The following is a 14,213-nucleotide window of genomic DNA, read 5'->3' as shown; positions in this document are numbered from 1 at the left end:
TTAGACACATGAACGATCGCATGGTGTGGATCGACTGCGAGATGACCGGCCTCTCGCTGTCGGACGACGCGCTCATCGAAGTGGCCGCCCTCGTCACCGACTCCGAGCTGAACGTGCTCGGCGAGGGCGTGGACATCGTCATCCGCCCGCCGGAGCGGGCCCTGGAGACGATGCCGGAGGTGGTGCGGGAGATGCACACCGCGTCCGGACTGCTCGCCGAACTGGCGGGCGGCACGACGCTCGAGGACGCCGAGCAGCGGGTCCTCGACTACGTGCGGGAACACGTCAAGGAGCCCGGCAAGGCGCCCCTGTGCGGCAACTCCGTCGGCACCGACCGCGGTTTCCTGCTGCGGGACATGCCGACCCTGGAGGACTACCTGCACTACCGCATCGTGGACGTCTCCAGCATCAAGGAGCTGGCCCGCCGCTGGTACCCGAGGGCGTACTTCAACAGCCCCGAGAAGAACGGCAACCACCGCGCGCTCGCCGACATCCGCGAGTCCATCGCGGAACTGCGCTACTACCGCGAGGCCGTCTTCGTGGCTCAGCCGGGACCCGACTCGGACACCGCGAAGAAGATCGCCGCCAAGCACGTCCTGCCTGCTCAGTAGGGAACCGGGGGGTCCCGGGACACCCCCGCCGAAAGGTGTGCGCGAGCACCCCTTCGGACCCTGTACACTTTTTCTCGGCCGGTCGGAGAAGTCACTGACCTCGACCGACAAGGCCATGGTGGGTGTAGCTCAGCTGGTAGAGCACCTGGTTGTGGTCCAGGATGTCGCGGGTTCAAGTCCCGTCACTCACCCTCACCAGTCAGCCGGTGATCCCGTACGGGGATCACCGGCTGAACTCGTCTCCGGGGCCGCGCGCGGCGCGGGACCGGGGCCCCGCGTGGCGCGCCCTCACGACGAGGCGCGGTCCACCAGTTCCGTGGCCAGCACCATCTGGCGGCGCTCCAGGCCCCGCGACACGGCCGGGCGGCGGTCGGCGACCTCGGTGAGCAGCAGGTCGATCATCGCGCGGCCCATCTCCTGTATCGGCTGGCGCACGCTCGTCAGCGGCGGGTCCATGTGACGGGCGATGGCGGAGTCGTCGTAGCCGACCAGCGCCACGTCGTCGGGGATGCGGCGGCCCGCCTCACGCAGGGCCTGCCGGGCACCGGCCGCGGTGACGTCCGAGGCCGCGAAGACGGCGTCCAGGTCGGGGCGGCGCTCCAGCAGGGCCGCCATCGCGCGCCGGCCGCCCTCCTCGGAGAAGTCCCCCGGCTCGATCAGCAGCTCGTCCACCTCGTGGCCCGCGTCGCGCAGGGCGTCGCGGTACCCGTCGATGCGCCGCTGGGCGCCGTACACGTCGAGACGGCCGGTGATGTGGGCGATGGTGCGCCGGCCCCGGCCGATGAGGTGCTCGACGGCCTGACGGGCGCCGCCGTAGTTGTCGGAGTCCACCGAGGCGAGGGTCTCCGCGGCCGAGCGGGGACCGCTGATCACCGCGGGGATCTCCAGCTGGGACAGCATGTCGGGCAGCGGGTCGTCGGCGTGCACCGAGACCAGGAGCACCCCGTCCACCCGGTGCGCGGCCAGGTACTGGGCGAGCCGCTGCCGCTCCCGGTCACTTCCCGCGAAGATCAGCAGCAGCTGCATCTCGGTGTCGGACAGCGCCGCGCCGACACCCCGGAGCATGTCGGAGAAGTACGGCTCGGCGAAGAACCGGGTCTCCGGCTCGGGCACCACCAGGGCGATGGCGTCCGTACGGTTCGCGGCCAGCGCGCGGGCCGCCGTGTTCGGGACGTAACCGAGCTCGGCGACCGCCGCCTCCACGAGCGCGCGCGTGGCGTCGCTCACCCGGGGCGAGCCGTTGATCACCCGGGACACCGTGCCCCGGCCGACCCCGGCGCGCGCGGCCACCTCTTCGAGGGTGGGGCGGCCGCCGCTACGGCCCCGCGCTCCGTGGCTTGCCATCGGCTCCGCCTTCCTTCGTACGTCCCACCGGCCTGGAATGTAACAGCCCCGGCAGTGACGGTGACGGCCGCGTCGACGACACTGTGCGGACCGATCCGTTCCGCGGACGGCCCCCCGGCGTCAAGTTAACGGGCAGATAACTGAACGCACTTTGCCGCGTCTGTTCCCTTGACACCCCCGCCCGGACCCGCGACTCTTCAACACATCACTTGTGGGAGCGCTCCCACAGTACCTGACACATACACAACCCGCACGTTCCCCGCCCGAGCCGCAATGCGCATCACACGGGTCAACAGAGCCGTTGGCCGGGGGGTCGGCACGTCAGGGCAACAGGAGGACGCAATGCGAGCACGTACCCTCCCCCTCTCCCGTCAGCGGTCGGGCGGGGGGAAGCCCATCGCCCGCAAGGCACTGGCCATCGCGGCCGTGGTCTCGCTGGGCACCGGGCTGCTGGCCGGCTGTGCCGACGACGGCGGAGACGACTCCGATTCCTCGTCGGGCGGCGGCGAGGGGAAGACCACGATCACCCTGGGCCTCTTCGGCACCATGGGCTTCAAGGAAGCCGGCCTCTACGCCGAGTACGAGAAGCTCAACCCCGACATCAAGATCGCCGAGAACGTCGTCGAGCGGAACGAGAACTACTACCCGGCGCTGCTCAACCACCTGACCACCAACAGCGGCCTGCAGGACGTCCAGGCCGTCGAGGTGGGCAACATCGCCGAGATCGTCGCCACCCAGGCGGCCAAGCTCGAGGACCTCTCCAAGGCCCCGGGGGTGAAGAAGGAGAACTGGCTGGGCTGGAAGTGGGAGCAGGCCACCACCAAGGACGGCCAGACCGTCGGCCTCGGCACCGACGTCGGCCCGATGGCGATCTGCTACCGCAAGGACCTCTTCGAGAAGGCCGGACTGCCCAGCGACCGCGCGGAGGTCGCGAAGCTGTGGGCCGGCGACTGGAAGAAGTTCGTCCAGGTCGGCGAGGACTACAAGAAGAAGGGCCCCAAGGGCACCACCTTCCTGGACTCCCCCGGCGGTCTGATCAACGCGATCCTCAGCAGTGAGGAGGAGAAGTTCTACGACGCCTCCGGCGAGGTCATCTACAAGACCAACCCGGCCGTCAAGAACGCCTTCGACCTGACCGCCGAGGCCGCCGAGAAGGGCCTGGTCGGCGCCCAGACGCAGTTCCAGCCGGCCTGGGACCAGACGATCGCCAACAACAAGTTCGCCGCGATGGCCTGCCCGCCGTGGATGCTCGGCTACATCAAGGGCAAGTCGCAGCCCGACGCCGCCGGCAAGTGGGACGTGGCCGTGGCCCCCAAGTCCGGCAACTGGGGCGGCTCCTTCCTGAGCGTGCCGAAGAACGGCAAGAACGTCGACGAGGCCAAGAAGCTGGTGGCCTGGCTGACCGCGCCCGAGCAGCAGGCGAAGCTGTTCAAGGTGCAGGGCAGCTTCCCCAGCGCCCAGGCCGCGTTCGACAGCGCGGAGGTGACCGGTGCCAAGAACGACATGACCGGTGACGCCCCGATCGGCACGATCTTCTCCGAGGCCGCCAAGCAGATCCCGGTCCAGGTCATCGGCCCGAAGGACCAGATCATCCAGCAGGGCCTGACGGACAACGGCGTCATCCTGGTGACGAAGGGCAAGTCCGCCAAGGAGGCCTGGGAGACGGCCACCAAGACCATCGACAACAACCTGGACAAGTGACCCGCATGGCCACCCGCTCCGACACCGCCGCGTCCCCCGTCAAGGGGGGCGCGGCCCCGGGCCGTCCGCAGGACGGCTCCCCCACGGACAAGGAAGCCAAGCGCCGGGCCAAGCTGTCCCGACGCTGGCAGCGTGACGCGCGCTGGAGCCCGTACGCGTTCGTCTCGCCGTTCTTCCTGCTGTTCGCCGCCTTCGGCCTGTTCCCGCTGATCTGGACCGGCTGGGCCTCGCTGCACCAGGTGGAACTGACCGCCCCGACCGACATGAACTGGGTCGGGCTGAAGAACTACACCCGGATCTTCGACGACGACTTCTTCTGGAACGCGGCACAGAACACGCTGACCATCGGCATCATCTCGACGGTGCCGCAGCTGATGATCGCGATGGGCATCGCGCACATCCTCAACTACAAGCTGCGCGCCTCGACCTTCTGGCGGGTCGCGATGCTCGCCCCGTACGCCACCTCGATCGCCGCCGCCACCCTGGTGTTCGTGCTGCTCTTCGGGCGCGACTACGGCATGATCAACTGGGCGCTGGACTCGGTCGGGATCGACCCCATCGCCTGGCAGGACGACAAGTGGCCCGGGCAGATTGCCGTGTCGACCATCATCATCTGGCGCTGGACCGGCTACAACGCGCTGATCTACCTGGCCGCGATGCAGGCGATCCCGCAGGACCTGTACGAGTCGGCGGCGCTGGACGGTGCCAGCCGCTGGAAGCAGTTCCTCCACGTGACGCTGCCGTCGCTGCGCCCGACGATCCTGTTCACCGTCGTCGTCTCGACGATCGGCGCCAGCCAGGTCTTCGGCGAGCCGCTGCTGTTCGACCCCAACAAGGGCGCGTCGGGCGGCGCGGAGCACCAGTTCCAGACGCTCGGCCTGTACCTGTACGAGCAGGGCTGGGTCAACCAGCACCTGGGCCGTGCCTCGGCGATCGCCTGGACGATGTTCGCGATCCTGATCGTCATCGGCCTCATCAACCACGTCATCTCGCGCCGGCTGCGCGCCAGCAGTTAAGGAGTTGTGGCCGTGACGACGACTGTGACGCCCCCCGAGACAACACCCGTCGAGAAGCAGCAGCAGAGGCGCTCGCGTCTGCCCAAGTCCGCGCGGGCGGGTGGCACGCTGCACGGCGGTCCGATCGCGTACGTGATCCTGATCGTGTTCACGCTCGTGTCGCTGTTCCCGCTGGTCTGGACGGCGATCGCCGCGTCCCGGGACAACCAGCGCCTGGCGCAGACGCCGCCGCCGTTCTGGTTCGGCTCGAACCTGTTCAAGAACCTGGAGATCGCCTGGACCGAGGCCAACCTCGGTGAGGCGTTCCTCAACACCACGATCGTGGCGGGCACGTCCGCGGTCACCATCGTGGTGCTGTCGACGGTCGCCGGGTTCGCCTTCGCCAAGCTGCGCTTCAGGGGCCGCAACGCCCTGATGCTGGTCGTCATCGGCACGATGATGATCCCGCCGCAGCTCAGCATCATCCCGCTGTACATGATGGTCGCCAAGCTCGACTGGACCGACCAGCTGCAGGCGGTCATCTTCCCGTCGCTGGTGAGCGCGTTCGGCGTGTTCTTCATGCGGCAGTACCTGCTCCAGGCGCTGCCGGACGAGGTCATCGAGGCGGCCCGGGTGGACGGCGCGGGCAGCTGGCGCGTGATCTGGCACGTGGTGTTCCCGGCCGCGCGGCCGGCGATGGCCGTGCTCGGCATGCTGATGTTCGTGCAGGCCTGGAACGACTTCCTGTGGCCGTTCCTGGTGCTGACCCAGACCGGCAACCCGACCGTGCAGGTCGCGGTGGCGGGCCTGGGCCGCGGCTACACCCCGGACCAGTCCCTGATCATGGCGGGTGCGCTGCTGGGTACGCTGCCCCTGCTGCTGGTCTTCGCGATCTTCGGCAAGCAGATCGTCGGCGGCATCATGCAGGGTGCCGTCAAGGGCTGACGCCCGCTTGCGCACCGGGCTGACCCCTGCTTGCGTACCCCTGGGGCCGGGTCACCGCCGCCTCGGCCCCCTTCCTCCTCCCTCCTCCCCCTGTCTTTCCGTACTCGTCGGTCTTCCACGACCTCCTATGGGAGCGCTTCCATGTCTGACTCCGCAACGCCGGCGACCCCGGTGACCTTTCCTCCCGCCTTCCTCTGGGGCGCCGCCACCTCCGCGTACCAGATCGAGGGAGCGGTGCGGGAGGACGGGCGTACCCCATCCATCTGGGACACCTTCAGTCACACGCCGGGCAAGACCTTCGGCGGCGACACCGGTGACATCGCTGTCGACCACTACCACCGCTACCGCGACGACGTGGCGCTGATGGCGGAGCTGAACCTGGCCGCCTACCGCTTCTCCGTCTCCTGGTCCCGCGTGCAGCCCACCGGCCGCGGCCCGGCCGTGCAGCGCGGCCTGGACTTCTACCGCAAGCTCGTCGACGAACTGCTGGACAAGGGCATCAAGCCGGCCGTCACCCTCTACCACTGGGACCTGCCGCAGGAGCTGGAGGACGCGGGCGGCTGGCCCGAGCGCGACACCGCCTACCGCTTCGCGGAGTACGCGCAGATCGTGGGCGAGGCGCTCGGCGACCGCGTGGAGAACTGGATCACGCTCAACGAGCCGTGGTGCAGCGCCTTCCTCGGCTACGCCTCCGGTGTGCACGCGCCCGGCCGCACCGACCCGGTGGCCGCGCTCAGGGCCGCCCACCACCTGAACCTGGCACACGGCCTGGGCACCAAGGCGCTGCGCTCGGTGATGCCGGCCCGCAACCAGGTCTCGCTCAGCCTCAACACCTCGGTGGTGCGGCCCCTGTCGCCGAGCGACCCGGCGGACCGGGCGGCGGCACGCAAGATCGACGACCTGTCCGGCGGCATCTTCCACGGCCCGATCCTGCACGGCGCCTACCCGGAGACCCTGCTGGAGGCGACCTCCTCGCTCACCGACTGGTCCTTCATCGAGGACGGCGACCTGGACCTGATCCACCAGCCGCTGGACGCGCTCGGCCTCAACTACTACACGCCCACCCTGGTGTCGGCGGCGGATCCGGACGCCAAGGGCCCGCGGGCCGACGGGCACGGGGCGAGCGAGCACTCGCCGTGGCCCGCCGCGGACGACGTCGCCTTCCACCAGTCGCCGGGCGAGCAGACCGAGATGGGCTGGTCCGTCGACCCGACCGGCCTGCACGAGCTGATCATGCGCTACCACCGCGAGGCTCCCGGGCTGCCGATCTACGTCACCGAGAACGGCGCGGCCTACGACGACAAGCCGGACGCCGACGGCTCGGTGCACGACCCCGAGCGCGTCGCCTACCTGCACGGCCACCTGTCGGCGGTGCGCCGGGCCATCGCCGACGGCGCGGAGGTGCGCGGCTACTACCTGTGGTCGCTGCTGGACAACTTCGAGTGGGCGTACGGCTACGACAAGCGCTTCGGCGCGGTGTACGTCGACTACGTGACGCAGCAGCGCACGCCGAAGTCCAGCGCCCTGTGGTACGCGCGTGCGGCCAAGACGGGAGAGCTTCCCGAGCCCGACGGCATCTGACCGGCTCCGGGCCCGGAGTACCTGACCTGCTCCGGGCCCGGGAACGGGGGTACGGGGGGCGGGGCGCGGTGCACAGGGGAGTGCCGCGCCCCGTTCGCGCGTCCGGCTGCCACCGGACGCGCCGGTGCCCTGGGCGGGCGGGGCACCCGCTTTCCGGCGCTCGCGGGTGTACGGGAGCACACCGGCGAGCGCGGGAAGCGGTGCGGGTCCCCCGTTCCGTGCCGGAAGGCGGCCGGTGGTCTCGGCGCGCTCAAGAGAGGGATCGGGGGCGGCGGGAGAACGCGCCGAGGCGGCCCGTCGCGCGTCGGCGCACGGTTCCCCGGTGACCGCGCCGCCGAGGTGCCCGCTCGCGTCCGTCGAGCTGGATCCACACGCGCACCTCGGTCCCGCCGAGCACCGACGGGCCGATGCGTATGTCCCCTCCGGTGCCTTCGGCGAGGCGGCGCACGATGTCCAGGCCGAGCCCGGTCGAGCCGTCGCTGCCGGAGCCCCGGCCGCGGGCCATCGCCGTCTCGGGGTCGGGTATGCCGGGGCCCGCGTCGGAGACGAGCAGGATGACCGCGTCCTCGCCGTTGTGCACGTCGACCGCGAAGGCGGTGCCCTCGGCGGTGTGCCGGAAGACGTTGCCGAGCAGCGCGTCGAGGGCGGCGGCCAGATCGGTGCGGGCGACGGGTATCCGCACCGGCCGGTCGGCTCCGGCCATCCGCCACTTGCGGCCCTCGTCCTCGGCGAGCGCGGACCAGAACGCCATCCGCTCGCGCACCACCTCGGCCGCGTCGCACCCGGCGCCGGGCCCGGCGGCGGCCGTCTGCGGCTTGGCCTCGCGGGCGGTGCGGATGATGGTGTCCACCTCGCGCTCCAGCTGCTCGACGGCCGCCCGGGTCTGCTCGGCGGCGGGACCCTCGCCGAGGGAGGCGGCGTTGAGCCGGAGCACGGTCAGCGGTGTGCGCAGCCGGTGGGACAGGTCCGCCGCCAGTTCCCGTTCGTTGGCGAGGAGCTGGACGACCTGGTCGGCCATGGAGTTGAACGCGACCGCCGCGAGCCGCAGTTCGGTCGGCCCCTCCTCCCGTACCCGGGCGCCGAGCTTCCCCTCCCCCAGGTCGCGGGCCCCCTCCACCAGCCGCCGCGCGGGCCGCACCATCCGTACGCCCAGCCGGTCGGCGACCGCGACCGAGCCGAGGATCAGCGCGACGCCGACCCCGGCGAGCACCGCCCACGCCGTGCCGACACCGTTGGTGACCTCGGACTCGGGGACGAACACCTCGACCACGGCGATCTCGCCGGAGCTGAGCGCGACCGGCTGGAGGAGGGTCGAGCCGCCGGACACGGTGGAGGTGGAGGCGCGGCCCAGTTCCCGCACCGCCGCGATGTCCTCGGGCGTGGCCCGCCGCTTCCCGATCTCCAGGGCCTCGCCGCCGTCCGCGGCCGGGATGTGCACGGCCATGCCGGTGTCGGAGCCGGTGGAGGCGACGACACGTTCGAGCTGGTCGCGGTCGGTGGTGATGGACAGGGCGGGGGCGACGGCCGCCGCCTCCCGCTCGGCGCCCGCGAAGGCCCGGTCGCGGGCCATCTCGCGGACGACCAGTCCGAGCGGCACCGCGAAGGCGACCACGACCATGGCCGTCACCGCCAGCGACACCTTGACCAGGGCCCATCTCATCGCACCGGCTCCGCTCCGGGCGGCTCCAGCTTCACGCCGACGCCCCGCAGGGTGTGCAGGTAGCGGGGCCGGGCGGCGGTCTCCCCCAGTTTCCGGCGCAGCCACGACAGATGGACGTCGATGGTCTGGTCGTCGCCGTAGGACTGCTGCCACACCTCGGCGAGGAGTTCCCTGCGGGCGACGACCACGCCGGGCCGGCCGGCGAGGAAGGCGAGCAGGTCGAACTCCCGGCGGGTCAGGTCGAGTCGCACGCCGTCGAGTTCGGCCTGGCGGCGCAGCGGGTCGACGGTCAGTCCGCCGACCCGGATCACCGGCGAGGGCGCGGCCTCGCCGCCGCCGGAGCGGGCGCGGCGCAGCACGGCCGCCATGCGGGCCGAGAGGTGGTCCACCGAGAAGGGCTTGGTCAGGTAGTCGTCCGCGCCGGCGTTCAACAGCCGTACGACCTCGGTCTCGTCGTCCCGGGCGGTGGCGACGATCACGGGGACGTCGGTGATGCCGCGCAGCATCTTCAGTGCCTCGGAGCCGTCGAGATCGGGCAGTCCCAGGTCCAGGACGACCACGTCGAAACGGAAGTGGGCGACCTCGCGCAGCGCCTCCAGGGCCGTGCCCACGCTGCGCACGGTGTGCGAGGCGTCGGTCAGCTGCCGGATCAGCGCCGAGCGGACGAACGGGTCGTCCTCGACCACGAGAACACTTGCCATGGGCGGCACCGTACGCCATGCCGGGCGACCCCCGTCGGTGCCTGTGGACAACTCCGGGCGCCCGCGCGGGCGCGACACCCGCGGGGCCGGTGGGGCACTATGGGCCGACGATGCGCAGAGGACTCGTACACGTACTGGCCTGGCTGCTCGCCACGGGCGCGGCGGTCACGCTGTCGTGGTGGGGCGTCAGCACCGTGATGGAGGGCACCGCCTACGACCCGCCCCGTGCCCTGCCCGTCGCGGCGGCCGGCCCGGACGGCGGGACGCCGTCGCAGGCGGTGTCGTCGTCGACGCGGCGGCCGTCCGCGCCGCCGTCGAAGGACGCCGGGGAGGACGCCGGTCCGTCGCGCGAGCCGTCGGCCCCGCCCGCCTCCCGCCGGCCGGAGCGGGCGCCGTCCCCGACCGCCGCGCCGTCCGCGTCCCCCGCCCCGCCGCCCGTGACGGCCTCCGGTGAGGTCAGGGGCTATGACACCAAGGGCGGCCGGGCGGTCTTCGACCTGGGGGAGACGTCCGCGTCGCTGGTGTCGGCGACCCCGGGGGCCGGCTGGTCGATGCAGGTGTGGAAGACGGAGACGTGGATCCGGGTGGAGTTCTCCTCGGGCGCGGACCGGGTGTCGGTGTTCTGCACCTGGCACGACGGCCCGCCGCGGGTGGAGATCAACACGTACTGAGGTGCCGTCACCCCCGGTGCGGCCCGGCGGTCAGTGGAAGACGGAGGCGGGCGGTGCCGGTGAGGCGACGGCCGCGAGGTCGGTCACGGGGAGCGCTCCGCCGGTGAAGTCCCGCAGCTCGCGGCCGTGCTGGACCCGGCCCGGGTGCGGGTCGGAGGCGGCCCGGCGGGTCAGCTCGGCGACCGGGAGGGGCGCGTCGGAGGCGACCAGGACGGCGTTGCCGAAGCGTTTGCCGCGCAGTACGGCGGCGTCCGCGATCAGCGCGAGCTCGGCGAACCGGGCCGCCGCGGTGGCGATCTGGCCGCGCAGGTGGGCGAGCGGCGGCCCGTCGGCGAGGTTGGCGGCGTAGATCCCGCCGGGGGCGAGCGCCCTGCGGACGTCGTCGAGGAACTCGGTGGAGGTCAGGTGCGCCGGGGTGCGGGCCCCGCTGAAGACGTCGGCGACGACGAGCCCGGCCCAGCCGTCCGGCACCTTGGCGAGCCCTTCGCGGGCGTCCACCGCACGCACCCGTATCCGGGCCCTGGCGTCCAGCGGCAGTTCGCGCCGGACCAGCCGCACCAGCGCCGCGTCGCGTTCCACGACCTGCTGGGTGGAGCGGGGGCGGGTGGCCGCGACGTACCGGGCCAGGGTGAAGGCGCCGCCGCCGAGGTGGACGGCGTGCAGGGGCTTGCCGGGCGGGACGGCCAGGTCGACGACGTGGCCGAAGCGGCGCTGGTACTCGAAGGAGAGGTGGGACGGGTCGTCCAGGTCGACGTGCGACTGCGGGGCACCGTCGATCAGCAGGGTCCAGGCCCGCGGCCGGTCCCGGTCGGGAACGAGCCGGGCGAGTCCGCCGTCGACGTCCTCGGTGACGGCCCGCGCACCGTCACCCTGCCCGCGTCCACCGCTCCTGGCCCTGCCCATGGCCCCATTGTCCCAGCCCGCCTCGGCCGGCGGCCGCGAGGTCGGTCACGGGGCGGCCCGCAGCGGTTCAGGAACAGCCGTCGGCGGCCTCGATCAGCCGCTGCGCCTCGCCCAGCGCCTCGCGCAGCACGGCGGGGTCCGTCGCCAGGTCCGCGTCACCGGGCGGCAGCAGCCAGTCCGACCCCTCCACCGGCGGCTCGGGGGCCGACCGCAGTCCGCGGCCGTCGGTCTCCGTGCAGACGCTGCCCGGCACGTCCCAGGCGGCGGCCGTCCCGGGCGGCACGAGGAAGCCGAGGGTGGCACCGCCGTCGTCGTGCAGCACCGGGCCCATCGCGTCGCAGGCTCCGCGCCGCAGGATGTCGACCGCCTCCAGGCCCTGCCGGGCCGGCACCGTGACCACATCGCAGTCGGTACCCGGCGGGTCCAAAGGATCGTCGCTCCGGACGGTCGTCATCATCCCGGCCTCCACCACACATATGCCTGCTCTGAACAAGCGGGTCGGGAGTCGGGGCGTCTCCCGGTCCACAGAACCCAACGAGGCGGGACGTCAACGGGTACGGCGAAAGTGCGCCGCAAAGGATGGCAGTTCATGGCGGATCGCGGAGGACATATCCGTTTTGTAGCCAAACTCCGCGTGGCGGCTCCGTCACAGCAGGTACGTTCAAGCCCGCCGGAAACAGGGCGGCAATCGGACAGCACGGACAACTCGCCCGGTTCCGGCATGGTTCGACGGTTCGCAGAGAGGACCCGGCCATGGCGTCGTCAACGGTGCCCTCGTCCACACCCGATCGGTCACCGCGGCCGAACCTGGTCTTCCGGCGACTGCGCGGAGCGCGCTCGCCGGCCGAGTTCGCCGCGGCGGTACGGCGGGCCGCCCGCGAGATCGGCGAGCGGGTCGCCTGCGACGCGCGGTACGTGCACAGGGTGGAGGCGGGTGAGATCCGCTGCCCCAACTACGCCTATGAGCGGGTGTTCCTGCACATGTTTCCCGGCCGCACGCTGACCGACCTGGGCTTCGTGCCCCGCTCGTCGGTCCGCGGGCGCCGGACCCGGACCGCCGGGGACGTCCCGGCGGCCCGCACCGCAGGACCGGCGAACGCCACGGGTGAGACCAGCGGGGCGTACGAGCCGTATGAGACGCAGGACCGGTACGACACGTACGACCCGCACGACCACGAGGAGAGCGACGTGCTGCGTCGCGCATTCATGACCGGCGGCGGCGCCACGGTGGCCGCCGCCTCGCTGAGCCCCTACGGGCTCGCCTCCGACGCCTCGACGGCGCAGCGCGCCGTGCGCCGCGCGGGGGCGAGCGACGCGGGCGCGCTGGAGGATGCCGTCCGCCGGATCCGGCTGCTGGACGACCGGCACGGGGCGGACGGGCTCTACCGCCGCGCGGCGGCCCCGCTGCGCGCCGCGTACGCGCTGCTGGACGCGGGGGTGACCCGGCAGCGGACGGCGGACCGGCTGTACTCGGGCGCCGGTGAACTGGCCATCTCGGTGGGCTGGCTGGCGCACGACTCGGGCCGCTTCGACGACGCCCGCTCGCACTACGCGGAGGCGCTGGCGACCGCGCGGACGGCCGGCGATCCGGGGCTGGAGGCGCACGCCTTCTGCAACACGGCGTTCCTCGCCCGGGACGCGGGCCGGCCCCGGGAGGCGGTGCGGGCGGCGCAGGCGGCGCAGCGGGTGGCACGGTCGCTGGGCTCGCCCCGGCTGATGTCGCTGCTGGCGCTGCGCGAGGCGGGCGGCTGGGCGGGGCTCGCCGACCGCTCGGGGTGCGAGCAGGCGCTGGTGCGGGCGGGGGCGTACTTCGAGCGCGGCTCCTCGGAGGCGGACCCGGAGTGGATGAGCTTCTACGGGGAGGCGGAGCTGGAGGGCCTGGAGGCGCAGTGCTGGTCGACGCTGGGCGACTGGCCGCGGGCGGCACGGCACGCGCGCCGTGCGGCGGAACTCCAGGACCCGCACTTCACGCGGAACATCGCCCTGTACACGGCGGAACTGGCCGACGACCTGGCGCGCGGCGGCCTCCCGGACGAGGCGGCGGCGGCCGGGATGCGGGCGCTGGACCTGCTCGCCGAGGTGCAGTCGTCGCGCGTGCGCACGATGCTGGCCGGGACGTCCCGGGTACTCCTCCCCCACCGCCGGGCCACCGGCGTCTCCGCCTTCCTCGACCGCCACGCGGCGCTGCCGCGAGCCGTCTGACCGACCGTGACGGCGGGCGGCCCCGCCTGAGTCCGGCCGGGGGCGGGTCACGCGGCCCGGCGTTCCCGGGTGCCTCCGCGCTCTCGGCCCCCGAGAGAGAGGTCCCCCACCGCCCACGCGGTGCGGCACGGGGGCCGGTGGGGGGCCTCCGGTCAGCCCGCCAGGTGTCCCACGTCGTTCCACGACTCGATCGCCGGCTCCCCGTACGCCCACCCCAGCACCGACAGCGACGTCGGGTTCAGCCGCACCCGCGCCGCGAAGTCCAGCGGCAGCCCCAGCCAGCGCGCGCCGATGGACCGCAGGATGTGCCCGTGCGCGAACACCAGCACGTCCCGGTCGGCGGACCGGGCCCAGCGCACCACCTCGTCCGCGCGGGCGGTCACCTCGGCCAGGGTCTCGCCGTCGGGAACCCCGTCCCGCCAGATCAGCCACCCCGGCCGGGACGCCTGTATCTCCGCCGGGGTCATCCCCTCGTACGCCCCGTAGTCCCACTCCATGAGCGTGTCCCAGTGCTCCGCCCGCTCCCCGAAGCCGGCCAGCTCGCACGTCTCCCGCGCCCGCGCCAGCGGACTGGTCCGCACCTCGGCACCGGCCAGCCCGTCGAGCGGCGCCTGCCGCAGCCGCTCCCCCAGCAGCTTGGCGCCCCGCCGGCCCTCCTCCAGGAGCGGCACGTCGGTCCTGCCGGTGTGCTTGCCGGACAGCGACCACCCGGTCTGTCCGTGCCGGGCCAGCAGGATGCGCGGTGCCATGGGAGACCTTCCTGACATTCACAGAAATCGCAAGCGGAACCCCTCCATCTTCGCGCACCCTGGTCGGGGGCAACCCGGCGGGAGATCTCTGCGTCTATGAGGGCCGAGGGCGTCTCACGGGGGGACGCGAGGACACCGTAGAGTGACTGG

The 14,213-nt window shown here is 72.5% G+C and carries 13 protein-coding genes and 1 tRNA gene; 8 read left to right on the top strand and 6 right to left on the bottom strand.

Features of this window, described 5'->3' with window-relative positions; genetic code table 11:
- Window positions 1-8 precede the first annotated feature (8 nt).
- Complete coding sequence (gene orn / locus IE172_RS00890) at window positions 9-611, top strand: oligoribonuclease (protein ID WP_190095090.1); 603 nt, start codon at window positions 9-11, stop codon at window positions 609-611.
- 118 nt (window positions 612-729) lie between these two features.
- Window positions 730-802, top strand: a tRNA-His gene (locus tag IE172_RS00885).
- Window positions 803-899: 97 nt separating this feature from the next.
- Here IE172_RS00885 and IE172_RS00880 read toward each other — a convergent pair.
- Entirely contained in the window at window positions 900-1,955 is a 1,056-nt protein-coding gene (locus tag IE172_RS00880; protein ID WP_190095089.1) for a LacI family DNA-binding transcriptional regulator, read from the bottom strand.
- A gap of 342 nt (window positions 1,956-2,297) precedes the next feature.
- Between IE172_RS00880 and IE172_RS00875 the strand changes: the two genes are divergently transcribed.
- The 4 genes from IE172_RS00875 (at window position 2,298) to IE172_RS00860 (ending at window position 7,177) form a co-directional block, all read left to right on the top strand.
- The gene (locus IE172_RS00875; protein ID WP_190095088.1) at window positions 2,298-3,656 is read left to right on the top strand and encodes an ABC transporter substrate-binding protein; all 1,359 of its coding nucleotides are present in this window, start codon (window positions 2,298-2,300) and stop codon (window positions 3,654-3,656) included.
- A gap of 5 nt (window positions 3,657-3,661) precedes the next feature.
- Entirely contained in the window at window positions 3,662-4,672 is a 1,011-nt protein-coding gene (locus tag IE172_RS00870) for a carbohydrate ABC transporter permease (RefSeq protein ID WP_190095965.1), read from the top strand.
- 12 nt (window positions 4,673-4,684) lie between these two features.
- On the top strand, window positions 4,685-5,596 hold the full coding sequence (locus tag IE172_RS00865) for a carbohydrate ABC transporter permease (protein WP_190095087.1): 912 nt from the start codon (window positions 4,685-4,687) through the stop codon (window positions 5,594-5,596).
- Window positions 5,597-5,737: 141 nt separating this feature from the next.
- On the top strand, window positions 5,738-7,177 hold the full coding sequence (locus IE172_RS00860) for a GH1 family beta-glucosidase (RefSeq protein WP_190095086.1): 1,440 nt from the start codon (window positions 5,738-5,740) through the stop codon (window positions 7,175-7,177).
- Between the two features lie 250 nt (window positions 7,178-7,427).
- Here IE172_RS00860 and IE172_RS00855 read toward each other — a convergent pair whose 3' ends face one another.
- Both IE172_RS00855 and IE172_RS00850 read right to left on the bottom strand, forming a co-directional pair.
- Window positions 7,428-8,837 carry a sensor histidine kinase gene (locus IE172_RS00855; RefSeq protein WP_190095085.1) on the bottom strand — a complete coding sequence of 470 codons (1,410 nt, stop codon included), beginning with the start codon at window positions 8,835-8,837 and terminating at the stop codon, window positions 7,428-7,430.
- Window positions 8,834-9,538: a response regulator transcription factor gene (locus IE172_RS00850; RefSeq protein ID WP_190095084.1), complete on the bottom strand. Its 705-nt coding sequence runs from the start codon at window positions 9,536-9,538 to the stop codon at window positions 8,834-8,836. The genes IE172_RS00855 and IE172_RS00850 overlap by 4 nt, the downstream gene beginning before the upstream one ends.
- Before the next feature lie 110 nt (window positions 9,539-9,648).
- On the opposite strand from IE172_RS00850, the gene IE172_RS00845 reads away from it, so the two are divergent.
- The gene (locus tag IE172_RS00845; protein WP_190095083.1) at window positions 9,649-10,209 is read left to right on the top strand and encodes a hypothetical protein; all 561 of its coding nucleotides are present in this window, start codon (window positions 9,649-9,651) and stop codon (window positions 10,207-10,209) included.
- Between the two features lie 30 nt (window positions 10,210-10,239).
- On the opposite strand, the gene IE172_RS00840 is transcribed toward IE172_RS00845, so the two are convergent.
- A complete protein-coding gene (locus tag IE172_RS00840) occupies window positions 10,240-11,112 on the bottom strand; it encodes a spermidine synthase (protein WP_190095082.1) in 873 nt (290 codons plus the stop codon).
- A 67-nt stretch (window positions 11,113-11,179) separates the two neighbouring features.
- Window positions 11,180-11,566 carry a hypothetical protein gene (locus tag IE172_RS00835; RefSeq protein WP_431994752.1) on the bottom strand — a complete coding sequence of 129 codons (387 nt, stop codon included), beginning with the start codon at window positions 11,564-11,566 and terminating at the stop codon, window positions 11,180-11,182.
- 299 nt (window positions 11,567-11,865) lie between these two features.
- On the opposite strand from IE172_RS00835, the gene IE172_RS00830 reads away from it, so the two are divergent.
- Complete coding sequence (locus IE172_RS00830) at window positions 11,866-13,314, top strand: NsdA family TPR-like regulatory protein (RefSeq protein WP_190095080.1); 1,449 nt, start codon at window positions 11,866-11,868, stop codon at window positions 13,312-13,314.
- Window positions 13,315-13,466: 152 nt separating this feature from the next.
- Here IE172_RS00830 and IE172_RS00825 read toward each other — a convergent pair whose 3' ends face one another.
- A complete protein-coding gene (locus IE172_RS00825) occupies window positions 13,467-14,063 on the bottom strand; it encodes a histidine phosphatase family protein (protein ID WP_190095079.1) in 597 nt (198 codons plus the stop codon).
- Window positions 14,064-14,213 lie beyond the last annotated feature (150 nt).

The sequence above is a fragment of the Streptomyces griseoflavus genome (assembly GCF_014649995.1).
GTDB classification, from domain to species: Bacteria; Actinomycetota; Actinomycetes; order Streptomycetales; family Streptomycetaceae; genus Streptomyces; species Streptomyces griseoflavus.
This window is presented reverse-complemented; position numbering and strand designations above follow the sequence as displayed.

Coding starts and splice junctions, on each gene's coding strand:
- orn (WP_190095090.1), top strand. CDS start 9: ATGAACGATCGCATGGTGTGGATCGACTGCGAGATGACCGGCCTCTCG.
- IE172_RS00880 (WP_190095089.1), bottom strand. CDS start 1,955: ATGGCAAGCCACGGAGCGCGGGGCCGTAGCGGCGGCCGCCCCACCCTC.
- IE172_RS00875 (WP_190095088.1), top strand. CDS start 2,298: ATGCGAGCACGTACCCTCCCCCTCTCCCGTCAGCGGTCGGGCGGGGGG.
- IE172_RS00870 (WP_190095965.1), top strand. CDS start 3,662: ATGGCCACCCGCTCCGACACCGCCGCGTCCCCCGTCAAGGGGGGCGCG.
- IE172_RS00860 (WP_190095086.1), top strand. CDS start 5,738: ATGTCTGACTCCGCAACGCCGGCGACCCCGGTGACCTTTCCTCCCGCC.
- IE172_RS00855 (WP_190095085.1), bottom strand. CDS start 8,837: ATGAGATGGGCCCTGGTCAAGGTGTCGCTGGCGGTGACGGCCATGGTC.
- IE172_RS00850 (WP_190095084.1), bottom strand. CDS start 9,538: ATGGCAAGTGTTCTCGTGGTCGAGGACGACCCGTTCGTCCGCTCGGCG.
- IE172_RS00845 (WP_190095083.1), top strand. CDS start 9,649: ATGCGCAGAGGACTCGTACACGTACTGGCCTGGCTGCTCGCCACGGGC.
- IE172_RS00840 (WP_190095082.1), bottom strand. CDS start 11,112: ATGGGCAGGGCCAGGAGCGGTGGACGCGGGCAGGGTGACGGTGCGCGG.
- IE172_RS00835 (WP_431994752.1), bottom strand. CDS start 11,566: ATGACGACCGTCCGGAGCGACGATCCTTTGGACCCGCCGGGTACCGAC.
- IE172_RS00830 (WP_190095080.1), top strand. CDS start 11,866: ATGGCGTCGTCAACGGTGCCCTCGTCCACACCCGATCGGTCACCGCGG.
- IE172_RS00825 (WP_190095079.1), bottom strand. CDS start 14,063: ATGGCACCGCGCATCCTGCTGGCCCGGCACGGACAGACCGGGTGGTCG.